19 protein-coding genes are annotated in these 20,666 nt (G+C 63.5%); 11 read left to right on the top strand and 8 right to left on the bottom strand.

Features of this window, described 5'->3' with window-relative positions; genetic code table 11:
• A partial coding sequence (locus tag B2V90_RS19110; RefSeq protein ID WP_293922833.1) for a hypothetical protein occupies positions 1-468 on the top strand: 468 nt, incomplete at its 5' end.
• Positions 469-584: 116 nt separating this feature from the next.
• On the opposite strand, the gene B2V90_RS19105 is transcribed toward B2V90_RS19110, so the two are convergent.
• The 3 genes from B2V90_RS19105 to B2V90_RS19095 all read right to left on the bottom strand — a co-directional run bounded on the left by B2V90_RS19105 (position 585) and on the right by B2V90_RS19095 (position 3,457).
• On the bottom strand, positions 585-1,100 hold the full coding sequence (locus B2V90_RS19105) for a hypothetical protein (protein ID WP_007406398.1): 516 nt from the start codon (positions 1,098-1,100) through the stop codon (positions 585-587).
• A gap of 81 nt (positions 1,101-1,181) precedes the next feature.
• On the bottom strand, positions 1,182-2,036 hold the full coding sequence (locus tag B2V90_RS19100; protein WP_037569604.1) for a DUF7146 domain-containing protein: 855 nt from the start codon (positions 2,034-2,036) through the stop codon (positions 1,182-1,184).
• 116 nt (positions 2,037-2,152) lie between these two features.
• A complete protein-coding gene (locus B2V90_RS19095) occupies positions 2,153-3,457 on the bottom strand; it encodes a replication protein RepA (protein ID WP_007406375.1) in 1,305 nt (434 codons plus the stop codon).
• A gap of 548 nt (positions 3,458-4,005) precedes the next feature.
• Between B2V90_RS19095 and B2V90_RS19090 the strand changes: the two genes are divergently transcribed.
• Both B2V90_RS19090 and B2V90_RS19085 read left to right on the top strand, forming a co-directional pair.
• Positions 4,006-5,208: an AAA family ATPase gene (locus B2V90_RS19090; RefSeq protein WP_037456192.1), complete on the top strand. Its 1,203-nt coding sequence runs from the start codon at positions 4,006-4,008 to the stop codon at positions 5,206-5,208.
• Positions 5,209-5,475: 267 nt separating this feature from the next.
• Complete coding sequence (locus B2V90_RS19085) at positions 5,476-6,453, top strand: ParB/RepB/Spo0J family partition protein (protein WP_007406427.1); 978 nt, start codon at positions 5,476-5,478, stop codon at positions 6,451-6,453.
• Positions 6,454-6,488: 35 nt separating this feature from the next.
• Here the strand turns inward: B2V90_RS19085 and B2V90_RS19080 are convergent, their stop codons facing one another.
• The gene (locus B2V90_RS19080) at positions 6,489-7,373 is read right to left on the bottom strand and encodes a DUF4238 domain-containing protein (RefSeq protein ID WP_293922825.1); all 885 of its coding nucleotides are present in this window, start codon (positions 7,371-7,373) and stop codon (positions 6,489-6,491) included.
• A gap of 12 nt (positions 7,374-7,385) precedes the next feature.
• On the bottom strand, positions 7,386-8,312 hold the full coding sequence (locus tag B2V90_RS19075) for a hypothetical protein (protein WP_007406383.1): 927 nt from the start codon (positions 8,310-8,312) through the stop codon (positions 7,386-7,388).
• A gap of 161 nt (positions 8,313-8,473) precedes the next feature.
• Here B2V90_RS19075 and B2V90_RS19070 point away from each other — a divergent pair, with 161 nt between their 5' ends.
• From B2V90_RS19070 to B2V90_RS19035, 8 genes are all read left to right on the top strand, one after another.
• Positions 8,474-9,730, top strand: coding sequence for a hypothetical protein (locus B2V90_RS19070; RefSeq protein WP_293922823.1), 1,257 nt, complete (start codon positions 8,474-8,476; stop codon positions 9,728-9,730).
• Between the two features lie 98 nt (positions 9,731-9,828).
• Entirely contained in the window at positions 9,829-10,959 is a 1,131-nt protein-coding gene (locus tag B2V90_RS19065; RefSeq protein ID WP_293922821.1) for a tyrosine-type recombinase/integrase, read from the top strand.
• Positions 10,956-11,756, top strand: coding sequence for a S1 family peptidase (locus B2V90_RS19060; protein WP_293922820.1), 801 nt, complete (start codon positions 10,956-10,958; stop codon positions 11,754-11,756). Before B2V90_RS19065 ends, B2V90_RS19060 begins: the two co-directional genes overlap by 4 nt.
• Positions 11,749-12,444 (top strand): PD-(D/E)XK nuclease family protein, encoded by a 696-nt coding sequence (locus B2V90_RS19055; protein ID WP_293922819.1) that lies wholly within the window; start codon positions 11,749-11,751, stop codon positions 12,442-12,444. The genes B2V90_RS19060 and B2V90_RS19055 overlap by 8 nt, the downstream gene beginning before the upstream one ends.
• A gap of 12 nt (positions 12,445-12,456) precedes the next feature.
• Entirely contained in the window at positions 12,457-13,077 is a 621-nt protein-coding gene (locus B2V90_RS19050) for a hypothetical protein (protein ID WP_293922817.1), read from the top strand.
• Positions 13,078-13,145: 68 nt separating this feature from the next.
• Positions 13,146-13,910 (top strand): hypothetical protein, encoded by a 765-nt coding sequence (locus B2V90_RS19045; RefSeq protein WP_293922815.1) that lies wholly within the window; start codon positions 13,146-13,148, stop codon positions 13,908-13,910.
• 289 nt (positions 13,911-14,199) lie between these two features.
• Positions 14,200-15,180 (top strand): AAA family ATPase, encoded by a 981-nt coding sequence (locus B2V90_RS19040; RefSeq protein ID WP_293922813.1) that lies wholly within the window; start codon positions 14,200-14,202, stop codon positions 15,178-15,180.
• A gap of 2 nt (positions 15,181-15,182) precedes the next feature.
• The gene (locus tag B2V90_RS19035) at positions 15,183-17,684 is read left to right on the top strand and encodes a S8 family peptidase (RefSeq protein WP_293922811.1); all 2,502 of its coding nucleotides are present in this window, start codon (positions 15,183-15,185) and stop codon (positions 17,682-17,684) included.
• A gap of 394 nt (positions 17,685-18,078) precedes the next feature.
• Here the strand turns inward: B2V90_RS19035 and B2V90_RS19030 are convergent, their stop codons facing one another.
• From B2V90_RS19030 to tnpB, 3 genes are all read right to left on the bottom strand, one after another.
• Positions 18,079-18,360 carry an I78 family peptidase inhibitor gene (locus B2V90_RS19030; RefSeq protein ID WP_293922809.1) on the bottom strand — a complete coding sequence of 94 codons (282 nt, stop codon included), beginning with the start codon at positions 18,358-18,360 and terminating at the stop codon, positions 18,079-18,081.
• A gap of 336 nt (positions 18,361-18,696) precedes the next feature.
• The gene (gene tnpC / locus B2V90_RS19025; RefSeq protein ID WP_056439428.1) at positions 18,697-20,130 is read right to left on the bottom strand and encodes an IS66 family transposase; all 1,434 of its coding nucleotides are present in this window, start codon (positions 20,128-20,130) and stop codon (positions 18,697-18,699) included.
• 111 nt (positions 20,131-20,241) lie between these two features.
• Positions 20,242-20,589 (bottom strand): IS66 family insertion sequence element accessory protein TnpB, encoded by a 348-nt coding sequence (tnpB, locus tag B2V90_RS19020; RefSeq protein ID WP_293922808.1) that lies wholly within the window; start codon positions 20,587-20,589, stop codon positions 20,242-20,244.
• Positions 20,590-20,666 lie beyond the last annotated feature (77 nt).

Here is a 20,666-nt window from a genome sequence, read left to right as displayed (position 1 = left end):
GGTTTTTACTCCGCCGTTGACACATTCCTCTACGGCTGGACTGAAAGTTACGGCGCGGCAGGACATGCTGTGCTGATTGGAGCCTATGGTGGATGCCTTCGATGCGGTATTGGTGGTACAGGCGTTCCGCATTTCCAGGCCTGCCACTGGCCCGAAGGATCAGCGACAATTGAAGAGCCCGCATGTGGAAATCACTTCACCCCCTATGGTGCAGTTGAACTGGGATTCGTGAACGATCTGATTTCTGAGACCGCGCTGCGGGCGCTGCTTGAAGAGAGTACACTGTCTCATCACCGGATTTGGCTGGCCCCAATCCAGCGAATTAAAGACAGTGGCGGTGCGATCACCGAAGCCATGACTCAGTTAGCAGAGCGCGAGAATCTTGGCGGCCAAATCTGGGAGCGGGACTGGTGCCAAAGCGACTGCCCTTCATGTTCGTTTGCGCGCGAATATCGTTCAGTAGCATAATCTCGAGAAATTGATGTTTCAGGCCGACCACCGCCAGCTCTTTGGGTAAGCGCCGCGGTCGGCCTGAAACATCACAGCTCAGCGACTCGGTAACAAGACACTCTTTGTGGCTGGACCTAACGAGCAGCTATGTCGGCCCAGGCTGATGCTGGGAAGCGTTGCGTTGGTGAGCACATTGGCCAGGATCGAGTAGTAAGGCGGCCAGTGTTTGAAGCGTCGGGGAACGTACCCGCGCTCGGCTCGAGCACGATGTCGTCGGGCTGGACGTTGGCGAGAAGCGTCATAACCGCAGCGATGTCGACAGGTGTCGAGAATTGCTGCCATTCGATCTGATCCTCGCTGCGAACCGTCTGAGTGGGCAGGCGATCGGACAAATCGATCAGCGCGCGGACGTCGCCGAACGCCGCAATTTTTTGGGCGCTCGACTGAAGATGGATGGCAAGGGCATGCTCGAGGAGTTCAAAGCTGGCGCGTTGTGTCCAGCGACCGTCGGCATCAGAACCGCCGAAGGCCTTGGTCATCGCGTCGTTGAGGTGACGACGCTGAATGGCCTCGTCGGAGCGCAGACGGGGTAGAAGGAGGCGCACGGCCTCGCGCTCAGCCTGGGCGGCCGCTTCGAAGAGATCGGACATGGGTGTGGTCTCCGGAGTGGGCTGCACCCTCGGCAGCGACACCCTTTCGATCCCCCTCCCCTCTCCTCCGGCGCTTCGCGCCTAGACGCGGCTCTGCTGCGCTCGGGCATCGAGCGCCTTTGCCCAATCCTTGTAGATTGGCGGCGGGGGCGCGCGTTCGATGATGAGGCCCGACCGGGCGTAATGCGCTTGGGCACTTTCGGCTGCCCTGTGCCCTTCGGAATCGTTGTCCTCGGCGACCAGGAGCGTTGTGACCGTGGGCGGAATGACGAGCTGGTTGAGCCGACGTGCGCCGAGTGAAGCCCAGCACGGGAGGTTGCTCAGGCGCGCGAAAGCGTCGGCCGTCTCAAAGCCCTCGGCGATGGCAAGGGTGTTGCCCCCTGCCCCGCCCCGCCAAGCGCCGTGCCCCGGGGCGCCAAGCATGACCTTGCGCGTGTAATGGGCGGTGTCGGGGTTCAGGAATATGCGTTGAATTGCGACCAGACGGTTTCCCTCGCGCACCGCTACCAGGAGAGCGGGTTCGAAGATCGTCTTCGGCTTGGGCAGGTAAGGGCAACGCGGATGGAAGCGAAGATCGCGTGGTGGTGGGAGGAGGTTCCGGCACTGGAGGTAGCGCTCGGCAAGGGTGCCCGGAACGTCGACCGCCTCATTCCAGATTCTTTCGACGTTCATCGGCCGCGGCGAGTCCGCCAAGGCGGGTGGCGGATAATGGCGACCCGGGCGAACAAGGCGCAGTTCACGCAGGACGTCTTCGCGCGAGCATCCTGCGAAACAGGTGACGAGAATGCCGCGATCCCCTTGCCGAATCGACAAGCTTGGATCGCGATCGCTGTGTGCGGGACAGCGGCACATCGCGACATTGCCGCTCCACGTGCCGCCCAGGGCCCCGACAATGTCGACTATCTCCTGCGATGGCCGTCTGGCTGTAAGCGGCATAATTCTACCTCCTGCTTACACGCTCGGCCCCTCCTTTCCTCTTTTCGGTCGGTCTGAGACTTGGAGACAGATTCAGCCTGCGCTCGCCTCAACGCGAACGGCTCGGAGATCATCGGTTAGTCGTCGCTTCGATTCGCGCGGCGTTCAGCATAGGCGACGACGAACTTTTCCCAGATCCGCAGCCACTCTGAATCGGTGCGCGGCCGGCTAAAATCGGGGCATCCCTTGCGGAATGCAGCCGCCATGTCATCCACTGACCACGGATGGCCCTTGGTCAGCGCGATCTGGCGGAAGACGGCCTCACGCGTGCCGTATGAGAGAGACCCGGCGGGGAACGGAAGAGTCGGCGCATCGTCCTTCGCGGGCGCGGACTTCGCTGCATGGGCCGGTTTGACCGATGATCTCGGTGCCGTTTTCGGAGCCTCGCCCCCGACGAGTCGAAGGTGCGGCCCCACGAGCTTGCGCTCCAGCGGTGCCGGTGACGGATGAAGAATGACCTTCCGCCCGGAGAGATCGACATTTGCGTTGGGATAGACCGCCGACACGATCTGCATGGTTTCGCGGACGGTCTGTCGGAAGCGCTTGCTGTCGGCCTCGTTGCCAAGGTGCTTGGCGAGCTGGTCCCATGAGATAACCTGGCCCTTGTCGGATCCAATCCGCGGGAGCCGGTAGGCAAGGTAAGTGTATAGATCGAGCGCCGTTGGCGTACCCTTGAGCTCGCGGATGGCGATCTCATTGAGTGGCACGGCATGGTCGATGAGGTGCGAGTAGAACGCCTCGGACATACGGATTTCGCGCGCGAATGAGCCGTTCTTGTCGAGCGAACCGGCATATTCGTTGGAAATCTTGACGTCCCGGACAGCGAAGGCGTTGTCTTCCGTGTCGGTGCCGTCCCAGCGGATCTGCCACTCGCACGCCAGCAGCCGATCCACCTGCTCTCGCATCAGGTTGGCCGTCCCGCGTGGTCCATAAGACACGGTCTGGTAGCCAAGGCGGCGCATCCACTCGGTGAAATTGCGGCCAAGATAAACGTCCCGCGATTGCTTCATGACCGCCTGAGAGAGGAGGTAGATCAGGGCAACGCGTGGATAGGCGCCATAAGGCACACCAAGGCTTCGCATGACGGACTTGCCGTCGACATTCTGAAGCACTGGCCTGGGATTGATGGCCAGCGCATATTTGCCGTCCTCACGGACGATGGGCTGAGTGTCGTCCTTGGGCCGCTTGGTTGGCAGCGACATCGCACAAAGCGCGGAGTGGAGGAAGGCAGGAACCGGTTCTTCGTCCTGGACGCGCAGGAATGCCTCCAAGGTGAGCTGGGTGCCGGCGGTGGTGGCGAGCTTGCGGACGCTCTCCTCGCCGCCGTTGAGCATGGCTAGTGCGTACTGATGCCCCAGCGGCCTATGCTGATCCCCATTCATGGTCTGCCCTTCCCCCCGAATCGACCGGGGGCTGTGATGGGCATGTCTCAACAGGTTTGAGGCGTGAAATCAACCCCGTTGGCAGTTTGGGAGGGGAAAAGGCCGCGAGAGTTGCAGAAACACCGATGATGTCGGTGCCGTTCTGCGCCCTCCCCCTGCCCTCCTTCACCCAAAATCGAAAAATCAAAACGATTCGCGAATCGGTTTTTTATAGGGTGATTCTAGTAATAGGTATGGGCTCTGAGATCATCGGTCGGCTCGCACCGAGATCATCGCTGATACGCACCGAGATCATCGCAAAGTACCGAGATCATCGGTGGTTATCCATAGGTAGCCGTTTGTCGCCACAATCCCAGCGCCAGGCTTTGCAGCAACACGCAAAGGCACGGAGATCATCGGTCGCAGCCGCCGCCGATTGGCCAGAAAGCGCGCACATGCGCAAGGGGCTCGGAGATCATCGGTCAACTTGTAAGTCTGGTGGCCATTTCCTTGCTCGAAACTGCCAACGTGGCTATCATGGCGCATCAAACCCACAGAAGCGGACTGAGATGGCTACCGACCCCTCCCTAGCACAGCCGGACGACCTCATCGAAGGTGGTCTGGACGTGCTCCACAGAAAGTCGTTGACGATCCTCAAGCGCATTCGTGACAGCGCGGTTGATCCCGAAACCGGTCAGAAGAAGGGTCCGACCTTCCCGATTTCGAAAGCTGCTGCACTGGTCGGGCGGACGGCATCTGCTGTCCGGGAAGCGGAGCGCGACGGCCGCCTCCCCGCTCGAGGGCGGACGGGCTCCGGGCATAGGCTGCAGTATACGCTCGAAGAGCTTGATCATATGCGCGAGGTGTTTGGAACGCGTCCCTGGCGCGAGCCAACCGATACCCCGGCGATCATCTCGGTCTGCAACTTCAAGGGGGGCGTCGGCAAGTCGACGATCGCGCTGCATCTCGCCCAGCATTTTGCCATCAAGGGCTACCGGGTCCTGTTCATCGACTGCGACAGCCAGGCGTCTTCAACCATGATGTTCGGCTATCGCCCCGACGTGGACCTCGACGAGGAAGACACGCTTTACGGGCATTTTCACAATCCGGAGCTGCTTGGCGTTCGCAAGATTATCCGCAAGACGCACTTTCACAACCTCCACCTGATCCCGTCGAACCTGCGACTTTATAATCTCGAGTATGAGATCGCCGGGCACATGGCGCGAAATCAGAACATGGAGATCATCGACCTGATCGCGCAGGCCATTGATGAGGTGGTCGATGACTATGACGTCGTGATCATGGACCCGCCGCCGGCATTGGGCATGGTGTCGATGGCTGTGCTCCAGGCCGCTAACTGCATGGTCATTCCGGTGCCGCCGAGCCTTGTCGACTTCGCCTCGACGGTATCTTTCATCGACATGACGCGAACGACGATGAAGCAGCTCGAGCAACTCGCGGGGCGGGGAAGGCCGGCCTACAACTTCATCCGGCTGGTCGGCAGCCGCGTGGACGAGAGCAAGTCGATGCACCGGGAGATACTGTCGATGATGCGGCAGGTCTTCGGTGGCTCAATGACGCAGTCGGTGATGGTCACCAGCGCCGAAATCGACAATGCCAGCTCCAGGATGAAAACCGTTTTCGAACTCGACAAGCCCGTCACGTCGCACGAGGTCTACAACCGCTGCATGAAGCATCTCAGCGACGTTTGCCAGGATATTGAGCAGGACGTTCTGCGCACCTGGGCGAGCAGGGCAGGGGGCCGAATTTAGGGAGAGTTGCCACGTGGCAACTCCGATATTTCTCACGTCGGCGAGCACGGGCAATCGGGGAGTGAGACGAAGCCGGATCACCGAGTTGCCACGTGACAACAAAGTGGAAGAACCCAATAGAAGCAATATGTTAGGTAGGAATACCATGTCAGATCGCACACGGCAGGAACGTCAGTGCAAGCGCCTGGGGGCGGCGCAGTTGCCACGTGGCAACTCTGGCCTGTTGGCACCCGTCGGCGAGGGCAAGAGAGAAGGAGAAACGGGCCGATGAGCAAGGGCAACAAGGGCTTCGGCTCGATGTTCACAGAGGGGCTCGACGACGAGGAGAACCTCGATAAGGCGACCCCTGCGGACGGCATCATGGCAAGTCGCAGCCAGACGCTCGCGCGCATCGCGACGGGGAAAACGGTCGCCGACCGGACGGAGTGGGTCGATCCGGAGCGGTGCCGCCCATGGCGGATGCACAATCGCGATCTGGATCATTTGAACGAAGATAGCTGCCGCGATCTCATCGACTCCTTCCTCTCCGCCAAGAAGCAACGGATCCCCGCTATCGTTCGGCGTCTGAAAGATGACCCGAACTTCGACTTCGAGATCATCGCCGGCGTCCGCCGTTGGTGGACGGTGAAATGGCTGCGAGCGCATCACCACCCGGAGTTCGAGTATCTGGTGACGATCCAGAGTGTCACGGACGAGGAGGCGTTCCGGGTTTCAGATGTCGAGAACCGCTCGCGTAAGGACATCTCGGATTGGGAGCGGGCCAAGGAATATACGGTGGCGCTCGCGGAGTTCTACGAGGGCTCGCAGTCGCAGATGGCCGAGCATTTAAACCTTTCCAAGTCGTGGCTGAGCCGGCTTCTCGACGTTGCGCGCTTGCCCGAACCAGTTGTCGCGGCGTTCTCCGATACGCACGACATCACGGTACGCGTCGCGCGTGACATCAAGCCGCTTACCGGAGATCCGAAGGCGCTGGCGAAGATGCGCGAAGAGGCTGAACGCATCGAGGAAGAGCGCAGCCAGAAAGGCTTGAAGCTGAGCGGGCCGGAAGTCGCGAAGCGGCTCGTGAAGGCGACTGTCGCGCCAGCCGTGAAGGCTGCCGCCGAGAAGGAGATCACCGGCAAGGGGGGCAAGGTCATCCTGCGCTATACGAAGGCGCGGGGAGGGGGGCTGACGATCAAGGTGCCGCCGAAGGCTGAGGCGTCGCCCGCCGAGCTTTTGAAGGCGATCGAGGGGCTGCTGTCGTAGGGTGATGGAGCGCGGCGTCTGGCGAGGTCGCCGCCTTATATGGCGTCCCGCTTATATTTGTCGGCGGTGCTCTGCTTCACGGAGTGGCGGCTTCGCAGGCCGAAGTTCGCGCGGATGAAGTCGCCGGCTTGACGCGTCCTCGCGCCTACGAACGCCTGGGCATGTCCCACGGTCGACCGGTTCTGCCGCGTGATCAGTTCTCGCTCGGGTAGGCTCACGATCCGATTTGCCAGCGTAGTGGACCCGGCAGCAACGAAGAGGGTCTCCGGTCCGATCGGAAGAGTGACATAGGACGAGGCACTACCAAGCCAGGCGAAGCTGACCGGCACGTCGAGCGGCCAATCGGAGACGAACAATTCCCGGCGATTGTTCGTCTTGATTATGCGCCAGTCCATGTTGATGAACGCTCGTCCGCGATCCGCGTCGTCGATGACCAAGCGCAGGACTACCATCTGAAGCGCGCTCACGGCCTCGGGCGGCAGCGCCCCATCGTCGCCGCGCAGCACGGACTTCGCGGCCTCTGCGCTTGCGAGAGCGCCGACGGCGTCCTTCATGCCGCGCATATCCAGCGGTGTCCGGAACCACAGCGACATGACGAACCGGCCCCAATCCGAGCATTGCGCGTCGCTGAGCGAGTTGACCTTGCCGTCGAGGAGCAGCGCGTGAACCTTGGCCGCAGCGTCATCGATCACCTGCATGAACAGGGTTTCCATCTGCTGGGCATGCTCGGGCGGGAACCCGATCGTCTTGTACAGGTCCCGCTCGAAGCAGACGCTCTTGGGTGATGCAGGACTGCTCTCGATCTCCCCGATCCGATTGCGCCGATAGCGCAGCAGGGTGTCGCCATCCTTCCACTGGTCGAGGAGGAACTGCGGGATGAAGTGATGCCGGGACGGAGGGTTCTGTGGCTTGGATTGCACGGTGTCTGTGGTTCAAGAGGGATGAGCAAGTGAGGCGAGTAGCTTGCGCGCGCCTTGCGGGGTGACCTTCAACAGGCGCGCGACAGCGGCCGGCTGAAGGCCCGGATAGGCAAGCTGCAGGCGGGCAAGGAGAGGGGCCTTGCTCCGCTTCGTGACGGCCAGATCGGTCTGGATGCGCGACGCCGCACGCTCGATCGCGTCGAGGTCGCGCAAGCCAGCATGCGCCGTCCGACCGATCGCCTGGGCCAAGGTCTCTGCCAGATCGGCGGGGGAGGGGGGCAGAAACTTGGACATCAGGATGAACGAGGGGATCACGCGGGTCGTGAAGCCAGCGCGGCACAGCATCCGCGGTACGGCGGCGGCGATCAGCCAGTTTCGATCGCGTCCACGGGGAGGCAGCTCGAGAGCGCGACCATCGACGCTGACGACATCCCAGCTGCCTGGTGCCGCTGGTTCGGTCAGCGCGAACAGCTGGAAAATGCGGTTGGCGACAGAGAGGAGGTCACCGGAAGGGAAGGGGGCGTCCGCCACGGTTCGCAGCTGTCGCCACATCGGCCCGAAGTGCGCCAAGTCTTCGGCCGCATAAACCTTCGCCTCGGTGCGGTCATCGAGTACCGTACGGAGCACGTTGAGCGTGGCGCGGCCGAGCGAATCCTTGAGATCCTCGTCGCGGCTGAGCGCAAGGTGGAAGACGGCGGCAACCGAGATCGGATCGTTGAGGCCTTCGGAAGCGCGGGGAGGGGGTGTGCGGCCGGCGATCCAGTCCTGCAGGTCGCGCACCGCGATCGGCACGCCGGCGAGGCCGGCCAGGACGGTGGCGCCTTCCAGGCGCGAGCGCGCGAGAAAGATGTCGGCGCATGGACTACCGTGCAATCGGCCATCGAGGCGCCCGAGCAGGAGCAGGCTGTCGTCGGCGCGCAGGTTGTCTGTCCGCGTCATAGGATGGCGACAATGCCATGGCGGGAAACCAAAGTCAGCAGTTCGTTTCTACATCCGTGACCTCCCGAAAGTGGACATTCGATAATTGCAGTTATCACATAAGCAGATTTGACCGTTCTTTATATGGTGCGCTACAAGCGGGGCTGAAGGGGGCAGGGCGGTTGAGCGCGGAAAAGACGGTTTTCTGGTCATGGCAAAGCGATCTCGACGGGCGGGTCACGCGCGAAGTGATCCGCTTCGCGCTCGACGCCGCGATCGCGCTCATATCGGCTGAGGTCGAAGAAGCCGATCGGCCGAGCCTGACATCCGACACCCAGGGCGTTGCTGGCACCCCCGATATCGTCGCGACCATTCTACGGAAGATCGATGCCGCGGCGGTGTTCGTCGGAGATGTAACGCCGATCGCCGTCTCAGCGAGCGGGAAGGCCTGCGCCAATCCCAACGTGCTGCTTGAGTTGGGCTACGCCAATCGGGCGCTAACCGACACCCGCGTTATCCAGGTCTGGAACACGGCATTCCCCGGCGCGACGCTCGACAAGCTGCCGTTCGACATGCGGGGGAGGCGCGGCCCGATCGCGTTTCATCTGTCCGAGGGCGCCGATACAGGCGAATTGAGGCGCGTGCGCGGGGAGCTCACCAAGCAGCTGGCGGCTGCGCTGAAGCTGTCGCTTGAGCAGATCCCAGCGCCACCGCCCGAAGCGGTGCAGTGGCAGCCGCATTTCGCCGGCGACCTTGACCTCTGGTTTGACCGAGACGTCCCGCAGATCGTGACGAGCAGCCATGGCAGTCGCAAGGTCATATGGAAGCAGCAATTCCCCGGCTACGCGCGCATCATCCCCTCGAAATGGGCCGCAAAGCCGGGAGCCAGGCGCGCGCTAGCCGAGCATATGGGTCACCCTGCACTGCTCGGGCGTGCCAATTCGTTCAACTACGGCGCGAGCCAAGGCGGCGTCATGGTTTACTGGCCGGGCACGCCGGAAGGGGACGTCGATCCTACCCGCGCGCTCACCCAGTGGTTCGAGAAGACCGGCGAAATCTGGGGTGTGGGCGGGGGCTTTCTCTTCCAGCGCGAGGGCGAGCGGATCACGCTCTCGACCGGATATTTCTTCAAGCATTGGATCGACTTCTTGGAACGCAATTGCGCGCTTGCCCTCGCGCATGGTGGCTCGTTCCCGATCCATATTCGCCTCGGCATTGCCAACCTCACAGATAGTTGGTGGCCACGAGGCCCGTTCCAGTTCGATGACGAGGGCTATGCCGCCGTCGAGCTCGCGTATGAATATGCTGCGACCCTGACCTCAATCGACAAGGCCGAGATCCAGCGCGTAGCTGTGGAGGCGTTCAACGGATTGGCGGCGGTCTACGGGCTGGAGCCGTTCACCCTCGAGCAGATCGTCGAGATGGCCAGACCATGGTGACTCACGATGGGGAAGCCAGGCCTGTAGGCGAGGCGACGAGGGCGCTGAGTGTCTCTCTCGCAGGGGAGGGAGACGGTCTCGCCTCGGCCATCGTCCAGATGCGCGCTGGTGCCCGCATCGTCATCAACGAGAAGCTGATCAAGGCGTATCAGGCGGCGTCGTCACCTCACAGCATTCGTGCGCTAAAATCCGATATTGAAGCCTTCGACACTTGGTGCCGGCGTGCCAACCGGGTCTCAGTGCCAGCGACGGCCGAGACAGTGGCCGACTATCTCGACGCGCGAGCCGGGAAGGGAAGTCGACCCGCGTCGCTCTCGCGCTACAAGGCGTCGATTGCCAAGATCCACCAATTGCTCGACCTCAAGGACCCGACCCAGGCCGAGTTGGTCAAGCTGCGGCTTCGCGCCATTCGCCGAGAGAAGGGGACCGCGCAGGCGCAGGCACGCCCGCTGCGCTTCAAAGGGCCGGTACGTGACGTCGAGCGCGATAAGCCCCGCGGGATCAACATCAGGGGGCTGCTGGAGGCGTGCGCAGACGATTTGCCGGGGTTGCGGGACCGAGCGCTGCTTTCGGTAGCTTACGACACTGGCCTGCGCGCTTCCGAGCTGGTCGCGATCGAGATCGAGCATATCCACGAGGCGATCGATCCCGAGGCGCGGCTGCTGGCGATTCCGCGGAGCAAGAGCGATCAGGAAGGGGAGGGGGCGACAGCATTCCTTAGCCCGCGATCGGTACGCGCGATCACTGCGTGGACCGAGGCAGCGGGAATACGACACGGGCCACTGTTCCGCCGCGTACAGGTCCGGCGCTACAAGGCACGGGCTGCCGTGAAGGGACGGAGCATCGACAGTATCACCGGACGAGAGACCTGGGACCTGCGCAAAACGCTGTCGCGGCCGGCAGTGCCGGCTCGCACCGAGTATGACATCGGCTCCGTTGCGCTTCACCCCGCCTCCATAGGACCCATCTACCGGGCGATGATCCAACGCGCGTTCGACACCGGAGCACTATCTGATCTAACCGCTGACGATATCGTGCGGCTGCTGAAGGGGGTGAGCGCACACTCGACCCGGGTCGGGCTCAACCAGGACCTGTTCGCGAGCGGTGAGGACCTTGCCGGGATCATGGACGCTTTGCGGTGGAAGAGCCCGCGCATGCCGCTTGCCTACAACCGCAACCTGGCGGCCGAAGCCGGCGCTGTGGGTCGCCTGCTGGAGAGGTTGAAGTGACGGCGCCCGGGATCGACACCTGCTCGCTAGTACCCTTGTACGTCGAGGCCTTCTTCGGCGACCAGCTCCTTGGAGGTGCGACGGCGTTCCCGTGGCTGCGGTTCGACGGAGGTCTGTCTCTGCTGACCAACTGGCACGTCGTCTCTGGCCGTAACAACGAGACTAACGAGGTCACGCATAAGAAGGGCGGCATTCCGGATCACCTGCGGGTGCACGTTCCCTTGAACGATCGGAGTCGACCACCGCTGATCGTCCGGGTGCCGACAATCGACGCGGACGACGAGCCGCTATGGGTCGAGCATCCACAACACGGTCGCGCTGTAGACATCGCAGCTTTGGACGTGGATTTGCCTCCGCCCGGCGAAGCCTCGGTAATGCCGATGAACGCCGTTCGCACCGTGGCACTCAAGCAGCGGATCGGAATGCCGATTTTCATCCTCGGCTATCCGTTCGGTCGCCTCGGCATCGGGCTGCCTGTGTGGAAACAGGCAACGTTTGCCAGCGAGCCATTCTTCACCGCGAGCAAGCACCAGCGATATCTCATCGTGGATTCCGCTTCGCGGCCGGGCATGTCGGGGTCACCAGTCATCCAGAGAGCGCACGGCCAGATTGAGCTGGAGGGCACGCACGGCCGCATCGAAGCCGGCGATGGCGCCGTCAACTTTATCGGCATCTACTCGGGCCGGTTTCACACCAACGATCCGTCCGACGCCCAACTCGGTCGCGTATGGCCCGCGGTGCTGGTAAGAGAAGTTGTCGCGGCGGCCGAAGCCCGCGCTAGAGCTCAAATTGGCTAACCGTCTGCAAGCGAATGCACTGGAGACCGCCTTCCTGGCGCTTCGTGCCGTGTTGCCAAGCGGGCAGCCTCGCGCGCCCAAGCAATTCTACGCGCTCGGCGACCTGCAGGCTGCCTTCCACTCGCTGAGGGCCCCGCTCGCCACCGCCAAGGCGCGGGGCGGTCTCATCAATCCCTGGTCGCTGGCGGGCTTGGGTCAGGATGAGGTGCGTAATGCGGGCGCACTGGCCGGGCTATGGATGACCGAGTTCGGGGGCGAGACGTCGAGAATGTTCCTGGCGCACTATCTTCGCGCCGCGCTGCCAGCGACGGATTGGTTCGAGGCGCTGGGGACGGGGTACCGGGTCAGCACGGAGGTCTGTCCGATGGGCGATGTTGCCGACCGAGTGGACCTTATCATCGAGACCAGTGCCCATCTGATCGGCATCGAAGTCAAGATACGCGCCGGCCTTGGCCGCGATCAGCTCGATAGATACAAGGCGTCGGTGTCCCGACGGGCCGAGCTGCAGAAGCGATCGGCGCGGATCGTCTTGCTAGCGCCGTTCTCGCCCAACGTGCCGGATGTATCGACGACAGGCTGGTCTGACGTTGCACGCGCCGCTTCCACGGCAGCCGGGGTGTCGGTCGCCGGTCGGTCCTTCGTGCAGCAGATCATCGCCGCTTTTGGCGAACATGTTGGATCGTTTTAGGAGGGGCTGATCATGCCGGAGCCCGCCGTCGGCGCGGTTATCGTGAGCCACATCGATGAGCTGGAGGCCGCCCTTCGATACGCTCACAGCACGATGCAGCCGATGCTTGAGAAAGCGGTCGCATCCCGGCTCGACGACAAGCGACGTGCGCTCGGCTGGGCGGGCGAGGCACCGGCTGATTTCGACGAGACGCAGTGGTTCGCGCCTGAGGAGTGGCGCATGCCGCAATCAGAGGAGAATGACTGCTACCTCTCGTTCGTGTTGGACACAGTTTCCTGCCTGGATGGTCAGGAGCCCGAGACCTGGGTCGGCACGATCGCAGGATTCGCTGGCGCCGGTATTCGGTTCGCGGCGAGCACGGATGCCTTGGGCCAGCGCGACTGGAAGGCGCTGTTGAGGTCGCAAGGCCCCCTGATGGACGAGCTCGTGGATCGAGGCTTCCTCTGTGATCCGAGGACCGGCGATATCGCACTGACGATCCCGGTCAGCAAGGAAGCGCTTGTAGCGGGGTTTGAGGAGGAGGATTTGGAAGCTGCGCTTGAGCCGCTCGGCCAAGCGATCGATCGCATCCATAAAGCGAGGAGCGAGCTGGATCGGCTCGTGGAAGCGATCAAGGCGGCGCGAAAGCCGTAACAGTCGGCCAAGCCCTGTCTGGACCTGCAGATCAACCCCCGCGGTTGGCTAAAATGTGAGGGCGAAGCGTGCTCCTTGACTATGATCACCCGGCAAGCTGGCCGCCGGCGGTGACTGCCTTCCTCGACGAGCATCTCGAACTGTTGGACGATTGGGTGACGACGCAGCGCTTCGCCACCGGATTTCAGTATGACCGATTGGTCGAGCGGCTGTGCGAGCTGCTGCGACCCCACGAGATTCTGGCCTGGCATTGCAGCCGCCTGATGCCTCATGAGGGGGCGGCCATCCTGGCAGAGGGAATGAATCTTCCAAGCGTCGCCGGGCTGATGAGAAGGATCGATGCGGCAGTGTCGGCGGGCGCGTTTGGACCGGAGATCGCCGCACAATTCCGGCTTCGCCACCAGGCGCACTCTCCGACCCGAGCAGGACGGATCTGGTTCCTCTTCACGCGGCCGTGGAACGACGACGGGGTCGAGGATTTCTTCCGGTTCTGGGGTGGCGAGTCCCTCTATGCGGCGATCGACCGTGATACAGAGCTTGGCCCGATCCTTCGCTCGACGGGTGTGCCTTGCGTGGTCGAAGCAGCTATCCCGATGTCCTATTTCCAGGACAGTCTTGGCTACGAAACGCACATCGTGCGCCAGTTTTGTGGCTGGCGCGCGGGCCGGTCCTATGATGGTGTTCCTCATGATCGTGCGCTCGCCCCGGTACCATCGCATTTGATCCGACGGATCGTGACATTCCATGATCCGGACTTTGCCGCCTTGAGCGGCTGCGCCAACTATTTCGAGCCGCTGACGATCGCTGAGCCGGCTGCAGGCGAACGGCGATAATGCACGTTAAACGCGCGCTATTGGCACCTGCTGCGGCGTTCGCGCCTGCTATGGCGTTTGTCGACCGGGTCGACAAAGACGCTCAGATGAAGATGCGCGTGCCATGGATCGACATCAGACCAGCGCTTCACCTCGGCGACCCGGGCACGGATTTCGTTGTCACAACGCTGGAACGACGATAGAACGGTTCCCGACTTGGGGGCAGTCGATCATAGCGCGTCTTCCGAGCGTTGCCACAACAGACAGCGCGAGATGAATGCATGAAGAACGACAGAACAGGTGGTAGGCGGTGACAAAGGCCACCCACTTCGTCGCGCTGCTGCAAAGTCACATCGATGGCGATGAAGAGCAGTTCCTGACGGTCGCCATGCAGGCGGCCGCCAACGAAGCGCGTCTCGGCCACGGCAAGGTCGCGCAGCAGCTGCGCGAGATGGTCGATGATGCCCGTGCCCGCGGCAAGGCGAAGGGGAGGGGGCGGGCTGTCCCCCTGGTGCAGCCGCGCGGCGAGCTGGCGAACCTGGTCGCAGCCAAATATGTCGATACGCGTCTCTCGAGCATGGTGCTCCCGCATGAGCTGCGCGACCGGCTGCAGCGTGTGATCGTCGAGCAGCGGCAGGCGCACCGGCTGCACCAGCATGGCCTGCAACCCCGCCGCAAGCTGTTGCTGATCGGCCCGCCCGGAGCGGGCAAGACGATGACAGCGGCAGCCATCGCCGGCGAGCTCAAGCTGCCCTTGTTCTCGGTCCTCCTCGACGGACTGTTGACCAAATTCATGGGCGAGACCGCTTCGAAGCTTCGTGCGGTCTTCTCGGCGATGACCGAGACCCGCGGTGTCTATTTCTTTGACGAGTTCGACGCGATCGGCGCCCGCCGCAGCGAGCGCAACGACGTGGGTGAGATACGTCGCGTGCTCAACTCCTTCCTGCAGTTTCTCGAAGAGGACGACAGCGAGGGCTTGATCGTCGCGGCGACCAACCATCCTGAGTTGCTCGACCCCGCGCTCTTCCGGCGCTTTGACGACGTGATCGAATATGCCCTGCCGGACGCGCAGGTGGCCCGTGCGATCCTCGAAGGCCGGCTCTCGACCTTCGACACTACCTCGGTCTCCTGGGATGAGGCGATCGGAGAGATTGAGGGGCTGAGCCAGGCTGACCTCGCCCGGATCGCGGACGAGTCGGCGAAGCGGACCTTGCTCGCAGGGCGTGAGCGCGTGGAGACTTCAGATCTTCTCGCCGCGATCACCGAGCGAAAGGCAGCGGCCCGACGGTAAAGATGGCAGACGAGGAAGCGCGGCCGCATCCGCATATCTACCTGCAGGGAACAGGGGCGCGCCAGGGGTACACAGCCTATCAGGCGGGCGGCGACGGTGGCGGAGGACCGCCGCAGCGCGATCGGGCCGGTCATGCGAATGCCTTGACCCAGGCCTTGACCCAGGTGGTGCAGCAAGGCGAGACGATCCTCGCGAACCGTGAGCCCGATGTGGCTGCCGGCGTGAAGGGCTTCTACGTCGAATTCACACTGCCCGTGGGCCAAGCTGACATCGTCGACAAGCTGGAGAACCGCCGCGGCCGTTTTCCCATCGAGCTGGTGAACGTACACCCTGCCGAGGAGGGGCTTGTCTCGGCTACTGTGTTCGTGCCCGAGAAGCAGAGGGACTACTACCTCAAGAAGGTCGCGGCCTATCGCGACGAAGACAAGGTCAGGCACAAGACCCTAGGCGATGGCTCGATCGAGGAAGTCCGCAAGCCAAAGAACCAGCGCCTCGTCGCGTCGATAGAAACTGCGCGCCTGGCGGTCGCACGGTCCTTCTACACCGATCAGGCGGACCTGTTCCCCGCGCCGGGTGTCGAGACCTGGTGGGAGGTCTGGGTCCGCAAGGGGACGAAAGGATCGTTCGACAAGGCCGCGCAGGCGCTTGGCATGGCGACGCGCGAACATAGTCTCGAGTTCGCCGAGCGTGATGTCGTCGTCGCGAAGGGCACGGCTGAGCAACTCGGACGAGTGATCGCCAACACCGACAGTGTCGCCGAACTCCGCCTCGCACGGGACACGCCCTCGCTCTACATGGGCATGGATGGTGGCGAGCAGCGGACATGGAGCTCGGACCTCGCGGACCGGCTCGTACCGGTCGGCGGCGAGGTTCCGGCCGTCTGCCTGCTCGATTCCGGGACGACCATCGGCCATCCCCTGATCGCGCCCTATCTGCTTCCGGCCGACCAGCAGGCCTTCGATGCAGCATGGAACGTCGAGGATGTCAGCGTTCAGGCTCATGGCGGTCATGGCACGCAGATGTCGGGGACGCTGCTGTACGGCGACCTCATGGAGGTGCTCGACGGGGCGGGTCCAGTGATCGTGCGGCACCGGCTCGAGTCGGTGAAGATCCTGCCCGATCATGGCGCCAACGACCCGGATCTGTATGGGGCGATCACTGCCCAGGCGATCGCGCGTGCCGAGATTGCCGCACCAAACCGGCCGAGGGCTATTTGCCTTGCGGTCACCAGTTTGGGCGATCACGGCCGAGGTAGGCCATCGGCCTGGTCGGCGAAGCTCGACGCGATCACCTTCGGCCGTGACGAAGTGCAGCGCTTCATCGCGGTCGCTGCGGGCAACATCCGCGAAGCGATCGTCGCGGCAGACTATCCCGCGCGCAACGACACGATGCCGATCGAGAGCCCGGCGCAGGCGTGGAATGCGCTGACCGTCGGAGCGTATACCGAGCGCACGCTGATTTCGGATCCGACCTATGGCGGCTGGAGCGCGCTTGGGGCGGTCGGTGACATCATGCCGCGCAGCCGAACATCCGTCAGCTGGATCCGCGAATGGCCGATTAAACCGGATGTCGTCTTCGAAGGCGGGAACATCGGACACGATCCGGCGACGGGGCAGGGGGATCATGTCGATGATCTCGCCTTGCTGACCACCTATCGCACGATGGCCGAGCGGCCATTCACGACGACTGGCGACACCAGTGCGGCGACCGCGCTCGCCGCACGAATGGCGGCACAAATCCTGGCGGAGAAGCCGGCGTTGTGGCCCGAAACGGTCCGCGGTCTAATCGTTCATTCCGCAGAGTGGACCGCTGCTATGCGCGCGCATCAGGGCGCCATCGGCAAGCCCGCACTCGTGCGACGCTACGGCTTTGGCGTTCCGTCCTTGGTGCGCGCGCTTGGCAGCCTCGAACACGACGTGACCCTCGTCAGCGAAGACGAGATTGTGCCGTTCAAGATGAATGGCGGAACAGCAGTGACCGATGAGTTGGCGCTTCATCAACTCCCGTGGCCGCGCGATGCACTACTGGCTCTTGACCCGGCGACGCTGGTCCAGCTGCGGATAACGCTGAGCTACTTTATAGAACCGAACCCTGGCGAGCGCGGATTGTCGCGACGCCATGTTTATGCAAGCCATGGCTTGCGCTTTGACCTCAAGCATGCGGATGACTCGCTCGACACCTTCCTTCGGCGGCGGACCTCGGAGGCAGGCGCTCGGCCGTCCAGGCGCGCGGCGTCGGACAATGGCTGGGCTGTTGGCCCGCAACTGCGGAACAGAGGCTCGCTGCACGCAGACATCTGGGAAGGCACAGCTACAGAGCTTGCCGCTCGCGATGCGATCATTGTCTATCCGACAGGTGGCTGGTGGCGGGAGAATGTCGCGCAAGGTCATGTGGGAGAGCCGGTGCGTTACAGTCTCATTGCTAGCATTCGTGCGGCGCCGGGGACCGAATTGTACACCGAAGTAACGGCGCAGATAGCACCCGAGATTGCCATCGGAATCTAATGGCGACGATTACAGCCCGCCTTGAAAGCTGAACGTGAAGCGGTAGGGCAAGGGCTGCGGGGTCAGGTGGCTGGAACTTGTCGGCGGCGTTGCGGCCACGAGTGTGAGGTTCCCATCGGCGACAGCGACAGGGACGCCATGCGTGAGGTCGAGCTGCCTAGACCAGCCCCCTCCCAGGACTGTCACGCGAACGATCAGGCGCCCTGGCCAGACACATTGAACATTTTCTGGGCAGCGGCTGTCCTCGATGACCTTTTCCGGCCGAACCTTCGGCCCACCCACGAAGGCGATCTGCCCCAATCTGACCGGGCCTTCGATCGGCCTCTGCGCAGCGCAGCCTGCGAGCGACAATACAACAGCTGAGAGGAACAGCCTTTTCACCTGCGATCGGAGCTCAGCCACAGGAAGCGGAGACTACCCGACCTTCCGCGATCGATACGGTTACGCGCTCGAGACGATAATCCTGCGTCACTTGGTCGCCAGGTGCGATCCGTCGGACTATCGTACTGCCGGTGCGGCGGAGAATTGTGCGGTCGTCAGGCGCGACTTCGCCCACAAGGCGCGCAGCACCTTCGGCGTCACATTTGCCCGATACGACGTGGTCGCCCGCGCGGTTAGCGGCACAGGCGCTTACCGCGAACGACATCATCAGCAAGCTGATCACCATCAACTTCATCGTTGTACCTTCATCCGTGACACTACCCGGCCAATAGCGGTTCGTACATGAACGAGAGACGTAGCCCGCTTGCGATCCCTCGCTCAAAGGGGCAGCCAAGAGCGTGCTGCAGCACGACTGGGGTGTCGAACCGGCCAGTCGGAGAGGGAAGGGGAGGCAGATGCTCGTCATCCCGTTGGAGCACTGTTGCGCCCCGTTTTAGTAAGCGGAAGTGCTGCCGGACGTCAGATCGGTCCACTGTGGGCGTCCGCACCTCCGAAGAGGGTTAGGATCCACTATCTCGCTGTTGACGGAAGGAGTTCAGAAGCAGGGTAAGCGTCCGGTGACGGCGTCACCTCAAACGGGCCGGTAGTTCCACGGCAGCAGTTCAGCGACCCGGCGGGCCGGATGGTCTGCGATGCGTCTGATGGTGTCGGCCAGCCAGGCCTCGGGGTCGACGCCGTTGAGCCTGGCGGTTTCCACCAGGCTGTAGATGCTGGCGGCGCGGTGCCCGCCCTGGTCGGAGCCCGCGAATAGCCAGTTTTTGCGCCCGACGGCGATACCGCGCAGCGAGCGCTCGGCGGCATTGTTGTCGATCTCCAGGCGACCATCGTCGGCATAGCGGGTCAGCGCCGTCCAGCGGGTGAGCGCATAGCGGATAGCGACCGCAAGGTCGGAGCGCCGGGACAGTTTCGGTCCCGTTGCATCGAGCCACTGACGGAATGCATCGAGCAGCGGTCCGGCCCTGGCCTGGCGCGCGTGCCGTCGCTCGTCCGGGGGCCGACCACGCACATCCTGTTCGACGGCATAGAGGCCGGCGATATGGTCCAGTGCCTCGCGGGCCGTGGCGGAGCCGGTTGCGGCGTGGACGTCGAAGAACTTGCGCCTGACATGCGCCCAGCAGGCCACCTCTGCGATGCGGTCGCCATAGAGGCGGTCGAACCCGGCATAGCCATCGGCGTGCAGATCGCCCCGGAACCGGGCAAGATGTCCGGCGGGTCGTTCGCCCTTGCGGTCGGGCGCGTAGTGGAACAGCACGGCGGGCGGAGCCTCGCCGCCAGCCCCGCGCTCGTCGCGTACATAGGTCCACAGCCTGCCCGTCCTGGTGCGACCGGCGCCAGGGGCCAGTACCGGCACCGGCGTGTCGTCGGCATGGAGGGTCGCGCCGCCCATGACGTGGCGCTCGAGCGCGTCGACCAAGGGGCCGAGGAGCGCGGCCGAGCGCCCGACCCAGTCGGCCAGGGTGGAGCGGGCAAGGTCGACGCCCTGGCGAGCATAGATGCCCGACTGGCGGTAGAGCGGCAGATGGTCGGCGTATTTGGACACCAGCACATGGGCGAGCAGCCCCGCACCGGGTCGGCCGCGCTCGATGGGCATGGACGGCAACGGCGCCTGCACTATGCGCTCGCATGACCGGCAGCTGAGCCGCGGCCGGACGTGGCGCACGACCCGGAACGAGGCGGGCACATAGTCGAGCTGTTCCGTAACGTCCTCGCCCATGCGCCGCATGGCACCACCGCAGTCGGGGCAGACGCACAGTGCCTCATGCACGACCTCGGTGCGGGGCAGATGGTCGGGCAGCGGCTGTCGATACGGCCTGGCGGTCTCCCGTGTCCGGGTGACCACCGGCATCGCCGCAGTGGCGGCTTCCGCCTCGCGCTCTTCCAGCCCGAGTTCCAGCTGGTCAGCCTGGTGCGTCAGCTTCTCCGACGAACGGCCGAAGGCCATGCGCCGCAGCCGCGCGACCTGCATCCGCAACTGCTCCAGCTCGGCGCCGGCAGCAATGAGCATGGCCTTCAGAAGGGCGATATCGTCGGGCAGCGAGGCGGCATCGGGCGACACGCCCGCTTATACCAGAACCCCCGTGCCGATACACGCGAAAGCCGCAGGAAACCGTACTTTTTACCAGGCCAAGGTCGGCTGCGAGGACCGGATCGGATGCCGCCAGTCCACCCCTTCGAGCAGCATCGACAACTGCGCCGGGGTCAGCACCGCGACGCCGTCCGCGGTCGCCGGCCAGGTGAACCGGCCCCGCTCCAGACGCTTGGCATGCAGCACGAGACCCTGACCATCCCACCACAGCAGCTTGACCAGATCGCCACGCTTGCCCCGGAAGGCGTACACCGCACCGCCAAACGGATCCTGGCGCAGCCGCTGCTGTACCAGCGCGGCCAGCCCGTCGAAGCCCTTGCGCATGTCGGTCGGCCCGGCGGCCAGGAACACTCGCCCGCCCAGAGGGATCGGGATCATCCCCCCTCCAGCGCGTCAACGATCCGCTTCAGTACCCCGATATCGACCGCCGCATCGACCCGGACGCGCCGGCCGCC

Origin of the sequence: Sphingobium sp. UBA5915, assembly GCF_002431195.1 — a bacterium.
GTDB classification, from domain to species: Bacteria; Pseudomonadota; Alphaproteobacteria; order Sphingomonadales; family Sphingomonadaceae; genus Sphingobium; species Sphingobium soli.
This window is presented reverse-complemented; position numbering and strand designations above follow the sequence as displayed.